Genomic DNA, 15,261 nt, shown 5'->3' on the forward strand with positions numbered 1-15,261 from the left:
GCGGGCCGCTCATTTACGCCACTCCACCCCCTTCACCCTATCCCAGCCTGGCTCTCCTGGCTTGTTATAGTATATGAGCATCGAACAAAATTTTCCTAGACATCGCTGCACAGATACGATATATATGGCAATAAACACAAGGAGTTGCCAATGAACGAAAAAAAATCTCTTGAAACTTTTTTTGACAATATTCAGGACCCCAGACACCACAATAAGCTTCATAATTTAATTGATGTCGTCATCATCGCAATTTGTGCGGTAGTTGCTGGCGCAGACACTTATGAGCAAATTGAAAACTTTGGCAAAAAGAGAAAAAGGTGGTTGTCAAAATTTCTAAGCCTTCCCCATGGGATACCCTCCCATGACACCTTTGGCAGAATTTTTGAAAGGATGAACCCGAATGAATTTCAGAGCAGTTTTATGCACTGGGTTCAGTCGGTTGCAAAGATGACCAAAGGTCAAGTCATTGCAATCGACGGCAAAACTCTAAGGCGTTCACACGATACCTCCAATGATAAGAAAGCCATTCATATGATCAGTGCGTGGGCTTCGTCTAATAAAGTGGTTTTAGGGCAATTAAAAACCGAAGAAAAATCAAATGAAATTACGGCCATTCCAAATCTTTTAAAACTTTTAGATATCTCGGGCTGCATTATAACCATTGATGCCATGGGCACTCAAAAGAAAATCGCTGAAACCATAATAAACAAAGGGTGTGACTATGTCCTTGCCCTGAAAGAAAATCATAAAACCTTGCATGATGAAGCGGTACTTTTTTTCAATAAAATGGAAGAAATGAAAAATCAGGGGTACCAGTTTAATGAACAGACCAGTGTTGACGGAGGGCACGGTCGAGTCGAAACGCGCAGGGCTGTGATAACCTCTGATATTGATTGGTTTGAAGATAAAAAAAGTTGGAAAGGTTTGAAAAGTATTGGAATGATTGAATCCACCCGGGAAATGGACGGCCAGATCAGTCATGAAAAGCGATATTATATATCGAGCCTGGATAGCGACCCCAATATTTTTGGTAATGCTGTCAGGAGGCATTGGGGAATTGAAAATTCAGTGCATTGGGTATTGGATATTGCGTTCCGTGAAGACGAAAGCAGAGTCAGAAAGGGGAACTCTCCTGAGAATTTTGCAGCGATTCGGCACATTGCATTAAATTTATTACGGAACAATAAGACATTTAAAGGGAGTGTAAAAACCAAAAGGTTGAATGCTGCTATGGATATCAAATATCTGGAGGAAGTTATGTTTGGATGATACTTGAACCAATCAAAACTATAGGCACTTTACAATATTTACATGCGTGAGCCCTGAAGTTTTAAGGTCCAACCTTTTCAAACTCCTGAGGATATGTCATAATAATAAACTTGATTAAAATATTAAAAAAGTGAATTCATATTGATATCATTTATAAAAAGACTGGCCCAAAATGCCGGTCAAATCTGCTTAAAGGATCAGACAGCACTTTGTCCAAGCGATCTGAAATTTAAATCCCCCAAAAATATTGTCACAGCGATTGATCAAAAAGTGGAACAATTTATTATACGTGAGATCCAATCCGCATACCCGGGCCACGGCATTTTAGGAGAGGAAACCGGTTCCAGCAATCAGGACAGCCCGTATCGGTGGATCATCGATCCCATAGACGGTACCACCTCTTTTGTTCACAACCAGCCTTTTTATGCTGTGAGCATCGGTGTAGAAAAAAACGGACAGCTCATCCTCGGGGCCGTATATGCCCCTGTATTTGACCAGCTCTTTTACGGTGAAAAGGGAAAAGGTGCCTTTTTAAACGATGCTCCCATCAAGGTGTCAGCCACAAAAGAGATGAACCAGGCCGTCATGGCCACAGGGTTTGCCTGCCTCAGGTCGGACCTGAAAAAAAACAACCTGGGCTATTTCAACAAAATCGTGCCCAAACTTAGGGATATCCGCAGGTACGGATCAGCTGCCATGGATCTGTGTTATACCGCCTGCGGTCGTGTGGACGGATTCTGGGAGATGAACCTCAACCTCTATGACATTGCCGCAGGCGCGCTTATCCTAAAAGAGGCCGGCGGTACGGTCACTGATTTTTCAGGAAAAACCAATTTCCCCCAACAGGGCATTGCTGCGGCCAATGGACTGCTGCACCCCCAATTATTAAATTGTCTTAAAGAATAAAAGAATTTATGAATATTATTTTCACCATCATTTTTCTTTTAAGTATTGCCGGCGGTGCTGCCTGGGGGTATATAAACAACCTGACAGTGTGGGGGTATATCATCAGCCTGACCATATCCGGATTTATCGGATCCATGATTATTGCCCTCATCTTTACCTATCTTTATTTTTTCCAAAAAGAGAGTAAACAACAAGGGCCTGTACAAAAACTCAATGACCTTAAAGAAAGACCAAAAATAAAATAATGACGATTCAATGGTTTCCCGGCCATATGCTGGAAACGAAAAACCAGCTTAAAAACAGCATTTCCAAAGTGGATGCCATTTTAGAAATCCTGGACGCAAGGCTGCCTATATCCAGTGCAAACCCTTTTGTTACTCGCCTTGGACAGGGAAAGGCATGGCTTAAGGTACTCAATAAAACAGATCTTGCAGACCCCAAGGTTACCCAGGACTGGCTTGAGTATTTTAAATCAGAACAAAATATCAGGGCCATTGCCACCTGCGGCACCCAGGCCAGTCAGGCAGAAAAAGCTTTGGGCCAATGTGTTGACCAGGTGGTGCGGAACAAGGCCAGGAAAGCCAAGGTCATGGTGGTCGGAATTCCCAATACCGGAAAATCCACCATTTTAAATTCCCTGGCAGGAAAAAAAGTGGCCAAAACCGGTAATGTACCAGCAATTACAAGGCATCAGCAGAGAACCAGCCTAAAGAACAATATTGATATTTATGATACACCGGGAATTTTATGGCCGGTGATTGAGCCCAAAGAGCGAGCCTTGGCCCTTGCAGCATCCGGGGCTATTTCAGATGCTGCCGTTGATTACCATGAAATCGCTTTTTTTGCAGGCACCCTTCTTCTTGAACGGTATCCTGAAAATCTTATGACCCGGTACCCGTTTCTGGATACCCTTCCCAAAGACTCCCAGGAACTCATCGAGTCCGTTGGCCGATTTCGGGGATGTTTGAAAAAAGGGGGAATTATAAACTACCAAAAAGCATCCGAACTTATGGTCCGGGATCTTCGGTCCGGCAAAATCGGACAGATCAGTTTAGAAACTCCAAAGGACATTGAATCAGCCAATGAAATCAGCCATTAAATCTGTATATAGATACGGGTTAGCCCTGTTTATTATAGTTGTTTTAACAGGGCTTTTTGTTCAGCCCTGTTTGAGCGCCGTCACATCTCTTGCGCCTCTGCCCGCACAATCCAGCCAGTGCCGGGCCATTATCAAGGCCCTTGAGAGCACCCATTTTACCGGAAAAAAAATGGATAAGACCATGTCTGCCCAGGTATTTGACCGGTATATCAAACATCTGGACCCCAGTCGCCATCTGTTGACCCAGGCAGACTTAGATGAATTTGAGCCCTTTAAATACCTGATGTACACTTTTTTAAAAAAAGGAGATTTAGGGCCTGCCTTTGAAATTTTTAACCGTTACCAGGCCAGGGCATCCCAGCGGCTGACCCATATCATCACAATTGTGGATGACTGGGAAGATAAGATCGATCTGACCCTGGACGATACCCTTGTTATTGATCCTGATTCAAGGACCTTTGTTTCAGAACCCCAAGACCTTCTGGCCCTGTGGAAAAAGGAAATCAAAAACCATATCATCACCTTGAAAATTGACAACAAAGAGAACCAGGAGATCACCACCACCCTTAAAAAAATATATAAAAACCGGTTGAACCGTCTTTACCAGGTAAAATCCAGGGATGTATTCCAGATTTTCATGAATGCCGCAACCGCCTGCTTTGATCCCCATACCCAATATTTCCCTCCCAGGGTATCAGAAGATTTTGACATCCAGATGAGCCTTTCCCTTGAGGGAATCGGTGCCGTACTTCAAAATGAATATGAATATACAAAAGTGGTCCGCCTTATCCCCAAAGGCCCGGCCGACAAATCCCACCTGCTCATGCCCGGAGACAAAATCATCGGGGTGGGCCAGGGTAAAAAAGGGGAAATCAAAGATACCATCGGACAGCGGATAGATGATGTTGTCAAGCTGATCCGGGGGCCAAAGAATACCTTTGTCCGGCTTAAAATCATCCCTGCCAAAAAGACCAATGCCACGGCGACCATCAGTATCCTGCGGGACAAGGTCAAGCTTGAAGAGCAATCTGCCCAGAAAAAGACAGTGAGTATAGACTTAAACGACCGCACCTATAAGCTTGGCATAATCGAAGTACCCAATTTTTATATTGATTTCCAGGCCTATCACAACGGGGAAAAGAACTATAAAAGCACAACCCGAGATGTTGAAAAACTTTTATTTGAACTGAAAAAAGAAAAGATAGACGGTTTGATCGTTGATCTGCGGGATAATGGGGGGGGATCTTTAAAAGAGGCCAATGACCTGACCGGCCTTTTTCTTAAATCCGGCCCCACAGTGCAGATTAAAACCAAACACAGGATCTCCAGACTCTACGATCAGGACCCCTCCATTGCCTATACCGGTCCCTTAGTGGTATTGATGAACCGGATGAGTGCCTCTGCCTCTGAAATCTTTGCAGGGGCCATCAAAGATTATCACCGGGGCATCATTGTGGGTACCCGCAGTTTTGGAAAAGGCACGGTCCAGGAACTCAAACCCCTTGGCAATGGGCGGCTTAAACTGACCTCAGCTAAATTCTACCGTGTTTCGGGCAAAAGCACCCAGCACAAAGGCGTTGAGCCTGATATCTGGTTTCCTAAAATTTATAAGGTCAAAGAGACCGGGGAAAGTGCCTTGGACGGAGCCCTGCTCTGGGACAGAATTCTCTCAACCCGTTACAAGGCCTATCACCCTTTGCAGCCTCTCTTTGCTTTGCTTTCCGAACAATATGAAATAAGGGCGACCAAGGCTGCCGGCATGACCTACCTTAGACAGAGAATTGATATGGCAAACTCTTTTTCAGATTTAAAAGCGCTGTCTTTGAATCTTGAAAACCGCAAAAAGATGAACCTTGAACAAACCGCCCGGGAACTGGCCCTGGAAAATGAATTTAGAATCCAAAAAGGAAAAGAGCCTTTGGATTCTCTCAAGGATGTTGATCCAAAAATCAAAGAGTTCAAAGAAATCCTTATGGAACAGACCCAATTTCTTGCTGCCGATTTTATCCGCTTATCCCGGCAGCTGGGATATTATTGGTAAAAAAAATAACCCATAAAAATTTAAAAAGGAGCGTATCCATGGCAAAAGCCAGCGCAAGGCATATCCTGGTTGACAATGAAGATTTTTGCAAGGAACTGATCGAAAAAGTAAATGGGGGAGAAGATTTTGCCCAGCTTGCAAAACAACACTCGAAATGCCCTTCAGGAGCCAGAGGCGGTAACCTTGGACAATTCGGCCCGGGGCAGATGGTCCCTGAATTTGATACAGTGGTGTTTAATGAAAGTGTGGGCGTGGCCCATGGCCCTGTAAAAACCAGTTTTGGATTTCACATTGTCGAAATCACCAGCCGGGAAGATTAATTTTTGTTCCCCCTGTGAGCAGACTGCTGACAGGGGGCTTTTCGACCTGCCCCATGACTCCTGAAAAAAAAAACATAAAACGGATTGCCGTCTATACCACAGGGCTAATCCTTGTCCTGTTGATTGCCGCCCCTCTGGTCATCGAACCTTTTTTAAACTCCCCCCCTGTTAAAGCCCGATCAATCTGGGAAATTAAAAAAATTTCCCAGATTGATGTTTTGCCTGATGACATTGAGTTTTTCATCGCCCCCCTTCCGGGGCTCCGGTTTTTAAATCTGGATATTCCCCTGAATCAGGAAATGAGCCTGGCCATAAAGCAATTGGAAGTTAAAATTGACCTGAGCCAGCTGCTCAAGCGTAAAATTGCAGTCAGCCAGATTCTTATGGACAACCCGGATCTTAAATATTCTCCGAAAACGCCCAGCCCTTCTAAACCATCCGGGCCATCCCATCTTTTCCACACGCCTCTGCAGATGCCCGACCAGACCATCGAGCGGTTGTTTACCCTTTTTCCGGACAGTCAGGACGATCTTGAAATCATTATCAACCAGGCGCAGACAGATTATTTCGCCTTGATGGATGCACGATTTCAGGTCTTTAAAGATAATCGATCCCTAAAATTCAACGCCAGAATAAAAGAGGTGGATCTTAAAAAAGACCAGATATCGTCATTTGACCTGTCCATGAACGATCAGGTCCAAAGAATCAGGGTTCAGGATATTTTTTTAACTCTCAGCCTTGACCGGGACAACACCCTGTCAGGCAAAATCAGACTGAACCGTCCCCAAATCACCCTGTCTGGCCAGGGTCCGGCCCTGGCAGCAGAAGACCTCAACATTGGATTTTCCCTGTCAAAGGATCATATGACCGCCGCGCTTGAGCCGGCCGTGATCACCTATCCCAAAGCCCGTGTATCCATTGATTTTTCAGACAATCAAAACGATAAAAAAACAGCTGTGACCTTTAAGGGCAAGGATATTGATATTGGTCAGGCACGAGAGGTCTACCTGGACCTGCTCAAGGGAAACCAGGTGATTGATATCCTGTTTGACATTCTCAGGGGGGGGACGGCAAAAGAAATTGTTGTCGGATTCAAAGCCCAAAGCCTTTTGAAGCTGTTTGACGGTAACAACCTTGAGCTGGACGGAAATGCGGAATCTGCAATTGTAAAAATACCTGAAGTCCCCCTGATTGTTGACACGGTTTTTGGCAGGGCAAGGGTTGACAAAGGAATTTTGCACATAGAAAATCCAACGGGTAAAATAGGGTCAACACGCCTAGACAGCGGGACCCTTGACATTGATCTTCGCCAGGATGATATCGTCCCGTTCAAGGGCAGATTTCAATTAAACACTGGCCTTGATGAACTGCCCCAAACCCTTATTTCCCTTTTGCCCGGCACCCAGCTTGCCAAGGAACTTGAACAGGTTTCCCAGGTCCAGGGTCGTGCCGATGCGGTTTTAGAGCTGGAAATGCCTGAAAACAACACCCCGTTAAAGGTCAGGGTCTGGGCAAAAAATATTAATGCCCGGGCCAGGTACCGCCGGGTTCCTCTGCCCATCCGTATTGACACGGGTCAATTCCACTATGAACCTGAAAGCATCGTCATTTCAAACATAAAAGGCCAATTGGGAACAAGCCCCATAAAAGACCTTTTTGCAAAAATAACCAATCTTGAACAGGCCCCTGTTTTAACAATAAAAAATGCAAATGCCCGGCTGAATATAGCCCAGTTCATGCCATGGATCAAAAAACAACCCTCTATAATGGACCTTGTCTCTCCTGCACAGGCGCTTGACGGAACCCTGATTGTGGACCAGATGACCATGGAAGGCCCCATGTTCAGTCCGGACCAATGGCAGTTTGATATCCAAGGGTCAGGCAGTGAGATTTGTGTTAAATTTCAAAATAAAGATTTTTCCATTGAAAATCTTTCAGGACAATTTCAAACCGACCAGGACAATCTCAACGTTTCCTTGGGCACCGCTAAAATCACGGATATCTCATGGCTGGACATGAGGATTGACCCAAAGGCTCTCTCAAGCGTGGCCCTGCCCCTTCAACTCATCAAGGGGAGCATCAAAAAAAACAGGGGCAAAGATTTTTTCCACGCCGGAGTTTCAAGTCCGGGCGGACCTGAAATTTATATTGATTTCACAGGCGAATCCCTCTCCGATTTGGTGCCTTCCCTTGTGAGGATGAAAGACAAAGAGACCAGCAACGCCACAATCATTGTTAACCCGAATCCCAAACAGCCCATCTTCACATTTGATGGAACCCTTAACACAAAGAGCCTTGAAAAATGCCTGGTGCCCGGGTCTTTTCTTTTTCAAAAGCTATTATCCCTGACAGGGAAAAACCCCTTCAACCTTTCAATGGATCCTGAAAAAAACCTTTATGCCACAGCCCGGCAGATCAACCTTGACGCCCTGATGGGCGAAGGTCGGAAGACCGATTCCAAAAAGAAAAAAAACACGACAAAAAACCGTGCCCTGATCTCCCATAAAAATATGAGGGTTAAGGCGGACGCCCTGATTTATAAAGAAAAAACCTTTCATGGGGTAAATGCCGATATTTCCTTTGACCCTGAAAAAACAAAAGTTCAAATCCGTCATGCCCAATTATGCAGCCTGATCACCAAGGGATATGTGGATATCTTTCACAACACCTCTGAAATTGCCAGCGATTTTGAAATCATTTCCAATGAAAAGGAAGATATTTCCCTGATGCTAGGTTGCCTGTTTGGCACCCAGAGTGTCATTGAGGGCAGTTATCGCTTTAACGGCAAATTATCCGGCAAAGCCGATGCTCATCTTATCACCGCCCGTCAAAACGGCACAATAGACTTTAAGGCCGAATCCGGACGGATATTCAAGGCCACGATCTTATCCCGGGTATTGTCCGTGTTAAATGTTTTGGGTGATACGTATCTGCAGCAGCTCGGATTCGGATACAAAACCCTAACCCTTAAAGCCGAAGTAAAAGATAGTATCATCCATATTAAAAAAGCCTATATTGACGCCGATAATATGGCCATCATTGCCAGCGGGTGGATTGATCCTTTAAAGGATAAACTGGACCTGACCATTTTAGTGGCGCCATTTAAAACCATAGATACCATTATCCAGCATATCCCGGTGGTAAACACCATTTTGAGCGGGCGCCTGGTCTCCTTTCCGGCAAAAGCATCGGGAAAAATCTCAGACCCCAAGGTCATCCCGCTTCATCCATCGGCTGTCGGTAAAGGACTTGTCAACCTTTTCGGAGATCTGATCAAGGCGCCTGTCAGGCTCATTGAAGGAACAAAAAAGAATGACCAAAAATAATATTTTTTCCTGCCACCTGGACCTGCCCTACTCAGCTGTAAATGCCAACGGCAGGGTCAAGGTAGACTGGCTGCTCAATGCGTTTCAGGATGCAGCCTCACAGCAATGCCACACCCTGGGCATCTCAGGCTTTGATATGGCCAAAAAACAGCTTAAATGGGTGGTGGCCCAGTATAAAATTAATATCCATGACCAGATCCCCTGGCTGGCTCCCCTGACCCTGAGTACCTGGCGGGCCCCATGGAAAAATCTGTACGAAATCCGCGGTTTTTCCATGGGGATAAATTCCAAACCGCCTCTGGTGACCGCAGAGAGTATATGGATACTGACCAAGGCATCAAATGGTAAACCGGTCAGGCTCAAGCCCTATATGCCTGAGATATTAATGCAGGATACGGCCGAGCCCGCAGAATTGATAAAACCCAAAGACGATTTTGGTGAATACCAGCATGAGGCTATTTTTCCGGTTCAATTTATTGATCTTGACCTGAACCAGCACGTAAATAACCGGGTCTATCTCAGGTGGGCTGTGGAATCCTTGCCTGATCCCTATTGTTTTGAATATACCCCGGTAACCTGTGAGGTGATATACAGAAAAGAAGGATTATTCAAAGATAAAATCTCAAGCCGAATTCGAATGATTTTTTCAGATTCAGGGCTGACCACCCATCATTCCATACGAAAAACAGCCACCCAAGAGGAACTTGCAAGACTCACCCTTTGCTGGAAAAAATTTACCTTACAAAATCTATTTAACAATCATGAATGACCCCTATTCAAAGGCATTCAACCTGGCCTTAAGAAATCTGTCCAGGCGTGCCAAAACCATATTTGAAATCAAATTAGTTCTCTCTTCCAAGGGGGTTGAACCCATGGTCACAGAAGAGGTTGTTCAGCGGTTGGTTGAATTAAACTATCTGGATGACAAAGCCTTTGCCCGCCAATTTATTGACAACCGAATCAGATTCAAGCCCAAATCAACCTTTGCGCTGGGATATGAGCTCTCGTGCAAAGGTGTGGCCCCCTCTATTGCAGACGAACTGCTCAGCTCACTGGACAATACTCAACTTGCCTTTAATGCTGTGGACCGAAAGCAGAGCCAATGGCAGCACCTGGATCAGGATGCCTGTAAGAAAAAACTCATGAATTATCTTCGGTACAGAGGCTTTGACCATGGCGTCTGCCAGGCAGCCTGGCAACGGTTCCTAAAGAATAAATAAATTCTCATTTTAGGAAAAAATTTCACCAATATATTACTTTATTTTCCTAATTTTATCATTATTTCCGCCTGTCTCAGATGGATAGGGTCTTGGTTCTATCCTTATCCCGCTTATTTTATCAACAAAAAGAACACCTTTTATTTGTCTCAAGGTTTGGACAAAAACTGGCACGAATACTGCATTTTTCATTTTTAAAATTATAAACACCACCACAAAGGACGTGCTTATGGTTGGCAGAAAAAGAACAATAGAAAGGCGAAGAAACAAAAGATACAAAGCGGTTGAAGGGGCATATGCAGCCATCAGCCCGAACTCCCATAAACTGGGCCAGATCATTGATATTAGTATGGGAGGCCTTTGTTTCAAATATATTGACACTTCAAATGAAACAGACCCGGTTCAGCCGGCTGCCGAAGATGCCATATTTTTAAGCAGCATGGGGTATTATGTGGGAGATCTCCCTTTTAAAACCGTTTCAGACTATGAAATGACAAACGCCCCCTCCTTTAGTTCAATGAAAGTCAGAAAACGTCATCTTCGGTTTACAGACCTTACATTCAAACAATTGTTTGATCTGGACTACTATCTGAGAAATAATGTCACAGAACAAATTGAACGGCTTCCGGATCAATACCGGTCCTGATACAAACGCAAAAACGCCTTTGCCCTGACTTTTTTCAGAACAAAGGCGTTTTTATGGTCATGCCTGTTGAGCCACCCAAGCTTGCCTTTCCGTCTGTATCAGGGTGTGGCGTTACAGCGTCTGCCCTGAGTCTCTTGGAGGGCCAACCTTTCTGATTGTTGCAAGGCCCAAGGTTATTCTCCCGTCTTGGGTAAAATAACAATTAATGCACGGTCCTGGGCCTGAATAAATTGTCCGGCCACCCGGGTCACATCCCCAAGGGTAATATTTGAGTACCCCTTGACCAGGTCAAGGGCCCAGTCCAGGCGTTCTGGATGACGAAACGAGTCCGCCATGACCGAATTGAGCCAATAATTGTTACTCTGCCTGAGTACAGCCAGATGATTAATCAATGGGGCCTTGACAAGAGACAATTCTTCCGGGGTCACTCCGTTTTCAACCAGATCCTTAATCATCAGGTCTATTTGCTCTTTGACGGCTTGTACGGATTTGGGTGAAACATTCACCACAAAATTCATTACCCCGTATCCCTTAAATGCCAAAGAAGGATGATTATATACATAGGGAGAATAAGAGGCACCAAGAGTTTCACGAACGGTTTTTCTCAACCGTTCGGAAAAAACCCGTGAAAGCACAGACAAGGTTCTGGTCTGCTTGATATTCCAAAAATCATCAGTTAAAAATCCAACCCTGACCATCCCCTTGTCTATTTTGCTATCAAGATTAAAAGTACGGGTGTCTCCTTTGGGAAACGGCAAAGACTCTTTTGGCAGGGTCTCTGAAACCGGCTTGCGGTCTTCCAGAGCCCCCAAATAGGTTTTAGCAAGCACCTCAAAGGCTGATACATCAAAATCTCCCACAATGAAGACTTCCAAAGGGCTGGATTCAAATGCGGGTCTCAGCCAGGACTCAATATCATCCATGGTCATCTTTTGAATCCTGTCTGGATCTTCAAGACCGAACCGAAGATCCCCGCCTGCCAGAAACCTGTTTCCCAAAATTTTCATCACCCCGTCAGGGGGCCGCTTTAAAGCATTGTAATTTTGACGGTAACGGGTCTTGGCAAGATCAAGGCTTTTCTCTCTGAATCCCGGATCTTTTAGATAGGCATAAAGCAGTTGAAAAAAAAGCGTTGCCTCCTTGGGGGGTGCACTGCCCCCCAAGGCACAATAGGTCTGGTCAATCTGAAAACCAAGACGGACTTCTTTTCCGGCAAGAGCCGCCTCCAGCTCATCCATGTCCATATTCCCCAGCCCGCTTTGCCCCACGGCAGATTCGACAAGGGGAGTTAATCCTTGCAGGTTCATCAGAAAATCGCGTACCTGGACTGAGAAACATCACTGGGAAGGCAATAACACAGTAAGGATTTTTATGCTTGAAATGATGGTGTGAACATGATCATGTTCTAATTTTTTTGTGTTATTCGCACAAAATCGGAGAATGAATTAATGTCCACAAGCTTCATATACCATGCCTTTGGCCTTCGTGACTACTTTTATAAAACAACGCGTTTCATCGGTGGAATAATCACTTTTGAACTCATACCAAAACCGGAGGCGGTAAAATGCCCGGAATGTAATTCCAGGTCCGTCACCAGGAAAGGGATTGTGACAAGAGATCTCAGAACAATACCGGTAGGTTCAAAACCCGTGATTCTCAGGACGGCTATCCAGAGAATTTGGTGTTCGTTCTGTCAATTTGTCCGGCAAATCAAACTATCCTTTGCCCAGGAGGGGAAAAGCTATACCCGGGCTTTTGAACGGTATGTCTTGGAGTTGTCTCAGTTCATGACAATCAAAGATATTGCCATCCATTTAAGGATCAGCTGGGATACGATAAAGCAGATCCAGAAAGAAGACCTGCTGAGGCGTTATCGAAATATCCCCCTTGAGAAAGTCCGGCAGATTGCCATAGATGAAATTTCCATAGGGAAAGGGCATAAATACTTGACCATCGTGATGGATCTGGAATCCGGTAGAATTCTGCACGTGGGAGAAGGAAAAGGTGGTGAAGCTTTGAAATCTTTTTGGACAAAAGTGAAAATATCGAAAGCAAAAATCAAAGCCGTCAGCATCGATATGTCCCCGGCATACTTGAGTGCTGTTATTGAAAATCTTTCTGGTTCAGCAATTGTCTTTGACAGATTTCATGTTGTTAAATTGTTCAATGAGAAACTGTCGGATTTCAGGCGAAAGCTCTACAACCTTCTTGCCAATACCGGGCAACAAAAACTTCTGAAGGGAGTCCGGTGGCTTTTGTTAAAAAATCCCGAAAACCTCAGTGATGACAAGAAGGAGGCCCAACGGTTAGAAGAAGCATTGAAAATAAATCAGCCGCTATTGGTAGTCTACTACATGAAAGAGGAACTCAGGCAAATATGGAATCAAAAGAAAAAAGAAACAGCTGAAAAGATAGTCAGCAATTGGATCAATCTGGCCAATATTTCCAAAATTTCAATGTTGATGAAATTTGCCAAGACCTTGGCTGTGCACAGGCAAAGAATCCTTTCATACTATGATTACAGGATATCTACAGGTCCTTTAGAAGGGACAAATAACAAGATAAAAACCATGAAACGGAAAGCTTATGGATACAGGGATTCGGAGTTTTTCAGGTTGAAACTTTTGGACCTTCACAATAAAAGGTACGCATTAATCGGATGAACCTCCTTGCATCTGTTGGGGGAAATTGGCCCACCCCTTTCCAAACACGGCTTTAAAGGAAAATTCTCCCTTTTTAAATTGGGTCGGCTTAAGGTTGATCCGAACATTATTTCCAAGGTCAATCTGCTTTATACCCAGCCCTTTAACATTTTCACGGCTCTGGATAAGATGAGCCTTGTTCACAGGTAGTTTAAGATAGGGGAAAGATTTGGGTTCGGCCTGTTCATAGGGATGGACCGCCTGGGACCGGCTTTGGTTAAACACATTGGCAATCTTTAGTTCAGGCCGATCTCCCGGGTCAGCATTTCCTGTTACCAATACCAGACAATGATCGTCAGGCCAGGATGACCTGAATCCCAGGTTCACCTCGTCCAAGGTCAAAGATTGAATATGGGAAAAGAGCAGATCCCGTTCCTGTCCGGGCGAAAGAAACAATCCTTTTTGGTTCAGCGTAGAAAGCAGGCTCTGGGAAATCTCATGACTTTTCCGGGTCGATGCCTTGGCCGCCTTGGCATCAAGCGAGGACAGGACATCAGCTTTGGCCCGGGCAAATTCCTGGGGTGAAAATCCGAATTCAAGGGCCTGGCGCAGGGAAGATTCCAACTGAGTTAAGGTGGATTCCCAATGCTCCGGATCACAGGAGGCCTGGACCGCTGCAATCTTTAAATGCTTGAGGTAATTCCCTGAAAATACAGATGCGGAGGAAAAATCTCCAGACTGATCCCTGACCATCTTAGAAAGCCTGTTCTGATAAATAAGATTGCCGATATACTGGGTTGTCTCCTGTTTGAGGCTGTCTATGGTTTCAGGTTCAAACGGCTTATGAACCACACGCTCCATGGTGATCTGGGTGGTACCGGCCTCAGGCTCTCCATGATAAAAAAAACGTGTGCCCTTGTGGGGGGTCCATTTCACCTTTGGAACCGCCATGGACAGGTCCGACCGGGGCGCCAGCGAAGAAAAGGTGTGTTCTATCATGGTTTGGGCAAGCTTGATATCCATGTCCCCGACAATGACCAGAGCCATATTGTCAGGCCGATACCAATGATCGTAAAATCCTTTTAACAAGGTGCTGTCAGCAGACTCTATGATTTTCTTGAGCCCGATGGGCCAAACGGGACCCCGGCAGTTCAAAGGCCAGCTCCTTTTTAAAGGTTCGGTAGGAAACAGAATCCCGTTCCCGTTTTTCAGCCAGAATAACCCCTCTTTCCCGGTCAACCTCAGTCTCCAGAATAGATGCACCCTGGGCATAATCCTTGATGACCACAAAGGCATCTTCAAGATCTTTTTGACCTCCCTTTGGAAGGCTTAAATCATAGATCGTGGAATAAAAAGAGGTCCTTGCATTGGCATCCGCACCAAAATCCATCCCAATGGACTGAAAATAGGTAATCAGCTCACCCGGTTTAAAATGCTCAGAACCGTTAAAGAGCATGTGCTCAAGAAAATGCGCCACCCCCTGCTCTTCATCGGTTTCATGGACAGATCCTGCAAATACATTCAAATGAATACTGACCCGTTCCTTGGGAGTCATATTTTCCATGATCAGGTATTGGAATCCATTGGGCAGCACCCCGTAGACCAGGGCCGGATCACTGGGTATTTGAAGCGCCAAACGAGGCTGGGTTGTTTTTTCCACGCAGGAAGAAACAAAGCCTGTTAAAAAAATCAGAAAAATAAATATATATAAGGGTCGTTTTTTCAAATCAAAAGAGGGCGTTCAAAATTCTGTGTCAGTTGAATGAAAGCTGATATACTCAGCTAAATAAGGAGA

General features: G+C 44.9%; 14 protein-coding genes. 11 read left to right on the forward strand and 3 right to left on the reverse strand.

Annotated elements, in window-relative coordinates; genetic code table 11:
- Nucleotides 1-150 precede the first annotated feature (150 nt).
- The 10 genes from HUN05_15045 (at nt 151) to HUN05_15090 (ending at nt 10,824) form a co-directional block, all read left to right on the forward strand.
- Nucleotides 151-1,269, forward strand: a complete 1,119-nt coding sequence (locus tag HUN05_15045) for an ISAs1 family transposase (GenBank protein WDP86276.1) — start codon at nt 151-153, stop codon at nt 1,267-1,269.
- A 141-nt stretch (nt 1,270-1,410) separates the two neighbouring features.
- Complete coding sequence (locus tag HUN05_15050) at nt 1,411-2,175, forward strand: inositol monophosphatase (protein ID WDP86277.1); 765 nt, start codon at nt 1,411-1,413, stop codon at nt 2,173-2,175.
- 8 nt (nt 2,176-2,183) lie between these two features.
- Nucleotides 2,184-2,420, forward strand: a complete 237-nt coding sequence (locus tag HUN05_15055; protein WDP86278.1) for a hypothetical protein — start codon at nt 2,184-2,186, stop codon at nt 2,418-2,420.
- Nucleotides 2,420-3,274: a ribosome biogenesis GTPase YlqF gene (ylqF, locus tag HUN05_15060; protein ID WDP86279.1), complete on the forward strand. Its 855-nt coding sequence runs from the start codon at nt 2,420-2,422 to the stop codon at nt 3,272-3,274. Before HUN05_15055 ends, ylqF begins: the two co-directional genes overlap by 1 nt.
- Complete coding sequence (locus HUN05_15065) at nt 3,258-5,315, forward strand: carboxy terminal-processing peptidase (protein WDP86280.1); 2,058 nt, start codon at nt 3,258-3,260, stop codon at nt 5,313-5,315. Before ylqF ends, HUN05_15065 begins: the two co-directional genes overlap by 17 nt.
- A gap of 38 nt (nt 5,316-5,353) precedes the next feature.
- Nucleotides 5,354-5,635 carry a peptidylprolyl isomerase gene (locus tag HUN05_15070; GenBank protein ID WDP86281.1) on the forward strand — a complete coding sequence of 94 codons (282 nt, stop codon included), beginning with the start codon at nt 5,354-5,356 and terminating at the stop codon, nt 5,633-5,635.
- A gap of 53 nt (nt 5,636-5,688) precedes the next feature.
- The gene (locus HUN05_15075; GenBank protein ID WDP86282.1) at nt 5,689-8,961 is read left to right on the forward strand and encodes an AsmA-like C-terminal domain-containing protein; all 3,273 of its coding nucleotides are present in this window, start codon (nt 5,689-5,691) and stop codon (nt 8,959-8,961) included.
- Nucleotides 8,948-9,730: a hypothetical protein gene (locus tag HUN05_15080; GenBank protein ID WDP86283.1), complete on the forward strand. Its 783-nt coding sequence runs from the start codon at nt 8,948-8,950 to the stop codon at nt 9,728-9,730. The genes HUN05_15075 and HUN05_15080 overlap by 14 nt, the downstream gene beginning before the upstream one ends.
- Nucleotides 9,723-10,181 (forward strand): regulatory protein RecX, encoded by a 459-nt coding sequence (locus tag HUN05_15085; GenBank protein WDP86284.1) that lies wholly within the window; start codon nt 9,723-9,725, stop codon nt 10,179-10,181. Before HUN05_15080 ends, HUN05_15085 begins: the two co-directional genes overlap by 8 nt.
- Nucleotides 10,182-10,407: 226 nt before the next feature.
- A complete protein-coding gene (locus HUN05_15090; GenBank protein ID WDP86285.1) occupies nt 10,408-10,824 on the forward strand; it encodes a PilZ domain-containing protein in 417 nt (138 codons plus the stop codon).
- Nucleotides 10,825-10,997: 173 nt separating this feature from the next.
- Here the strand turns inward: HUN05_15090 and HUN05_15095 are convergent, their stop codons facing one another.
- Entirely contained in the window at nt 10,998-12,131 is a 1,134-nt protein-coding gene (locus tag HUN05_15095; GenBank protein ID WDP86286.1) for an insulinase family protein, read from the reverse strand.
- A gap of 141 nt (nt 12,132-12,272) precedes the next feature.
- Here HUN05_15095 and HUN05_15100 point away from each other — a divergent pair, with 141 nt between their 5' ends.
- Nucleotides 12,273-13,487, forward strand: coding sequence for an ISL3 family transposase (locus HUN05_15100; GenBank protein WDP86287.1), 1,215 nt, complete (start codon nt 12,273-12,275; stop codon nt 13,485-13,487).
- Here the strand turns inward: HUN05_15100 and HUN05_15105 are convergent.
- Nucleotides 13,476-14,621: an insulinase family protein gene (locus HUN05_15105; protein WDP86288.1), complete on the reverse strand. Its 1,146-nt coding sequence runs from the start codon at nt 14,619-14,621 to the stop codon at nt 13,476-13,478. The genes HUN05_15100 and HUN05_15105 overlap by 12 nt on opposite strands.
- The gene (locus tag HUN05_15110; protein ID WDP86289.1) at nt 14,563-15,126 is read right to left on the reverse strand and encodes an insulinase family protein; all 564 of its coding nucleotides are present in this window, start codon (nt 15,124-15,126) and stop codon (nt 14,563-14,565) included. The genes HUN05_15105 and HUN05_15110 overlap by 59 nt, the downstream gene beginning before the upstream one ends.
- Nucleotides 15,127-15,261: the final 135 nt, after the last annotated feature.

The sequence above is a fragment of the Desulfobacter sp. genome (assembly GCA_028768545.1).
Taxonomy (GTDB): domain Bacteria; phylum Desulfobacterota; class Desulfobacteria; order Desulfobacterales; family Desulfobacteraceae; genus Desulfobacter.

What these genes read in the sequence shown, in the direction of transcription:
- HUN05_15090 (WDP86285.1), top strand. Translation starts at nt 10,408, where the DNA reads ATGGTTGGCAGAAAAAGAACAATAGAAAGGCGAAGAAACAAAAGATAC.
- ylqF (WDP86279.1), top strand. Translation starts at nt 2,420, where the DNA reads ATGACGATTCAATGGTTTCCCGGCCATATGCTGGAAACGAAAAACCAG.
- HUN05_15045 (WDP86276.1), top strand. Translation starts at nt 151, where the DNA reads ATGAACGAAAAAAAATCTCTTGAAACTTTTTTTGACAATATTCAGGAC.
- HUN05_15100 (WDP86287.1), top strand. Translation starts at nt 12,273, where the DNA reads ATGTCCACAAGCTTCATATACCATGCCTTTGGCCTTCGTGACTACTTT.
- HUN05_15070 (WDP86281.1), top strand. Translation starts at nt 5,354, where the DNA reads ATGGCAAAAGCCAGCGCAAGGCATATCCTGGTTGACAATGAAGATTTT.
- HUN05_15065 (WDP86280.1), top strand. Translation starts at nt 3,258, where the DNA reads ATGAAATCAGCCATTAAATCTGTATATAGATACGGGTTAGCCCTGTTT.
- HUN05_15085 (WDP86284.1), top strand. Translation starts at nt 9,723, where the DNA reads ATGAATGACCCCTATTCAAAGGCATTCAACCTGGCCTTAAGAAATCTG.
- HUN05_15080 (WDP86283.1), top strand. Translation starts at nt 8,948, where the DNA reads ATGACCAAAAATAATATTTTTTCCTGCCACCTGGACCTGCCCTACTCA.
- HUN05_15055 (WDP86278.1), top strand. Translation starts at nt 2,184, where the DNA reads ATGAATATTATTTTCACCATCATTTTTCTTTTAAGTATTGCCGGCGGT.
- HUN05_15075 (WDP86282.1), top strand. Translation starts at nt 5,689, where the DNA reads ATGACTCCTGAAAAAAAAAACATAAAACGGATTGCCGTCTATACCACA.
- HUN05_15095 (WDP86286.1), bottom strand. Translation starts at nt 12,131, where the DNA reads ATGAACCTGCAAGGATTAACTCCCCTTGTCGAATCTGCCGTGGGGCAA.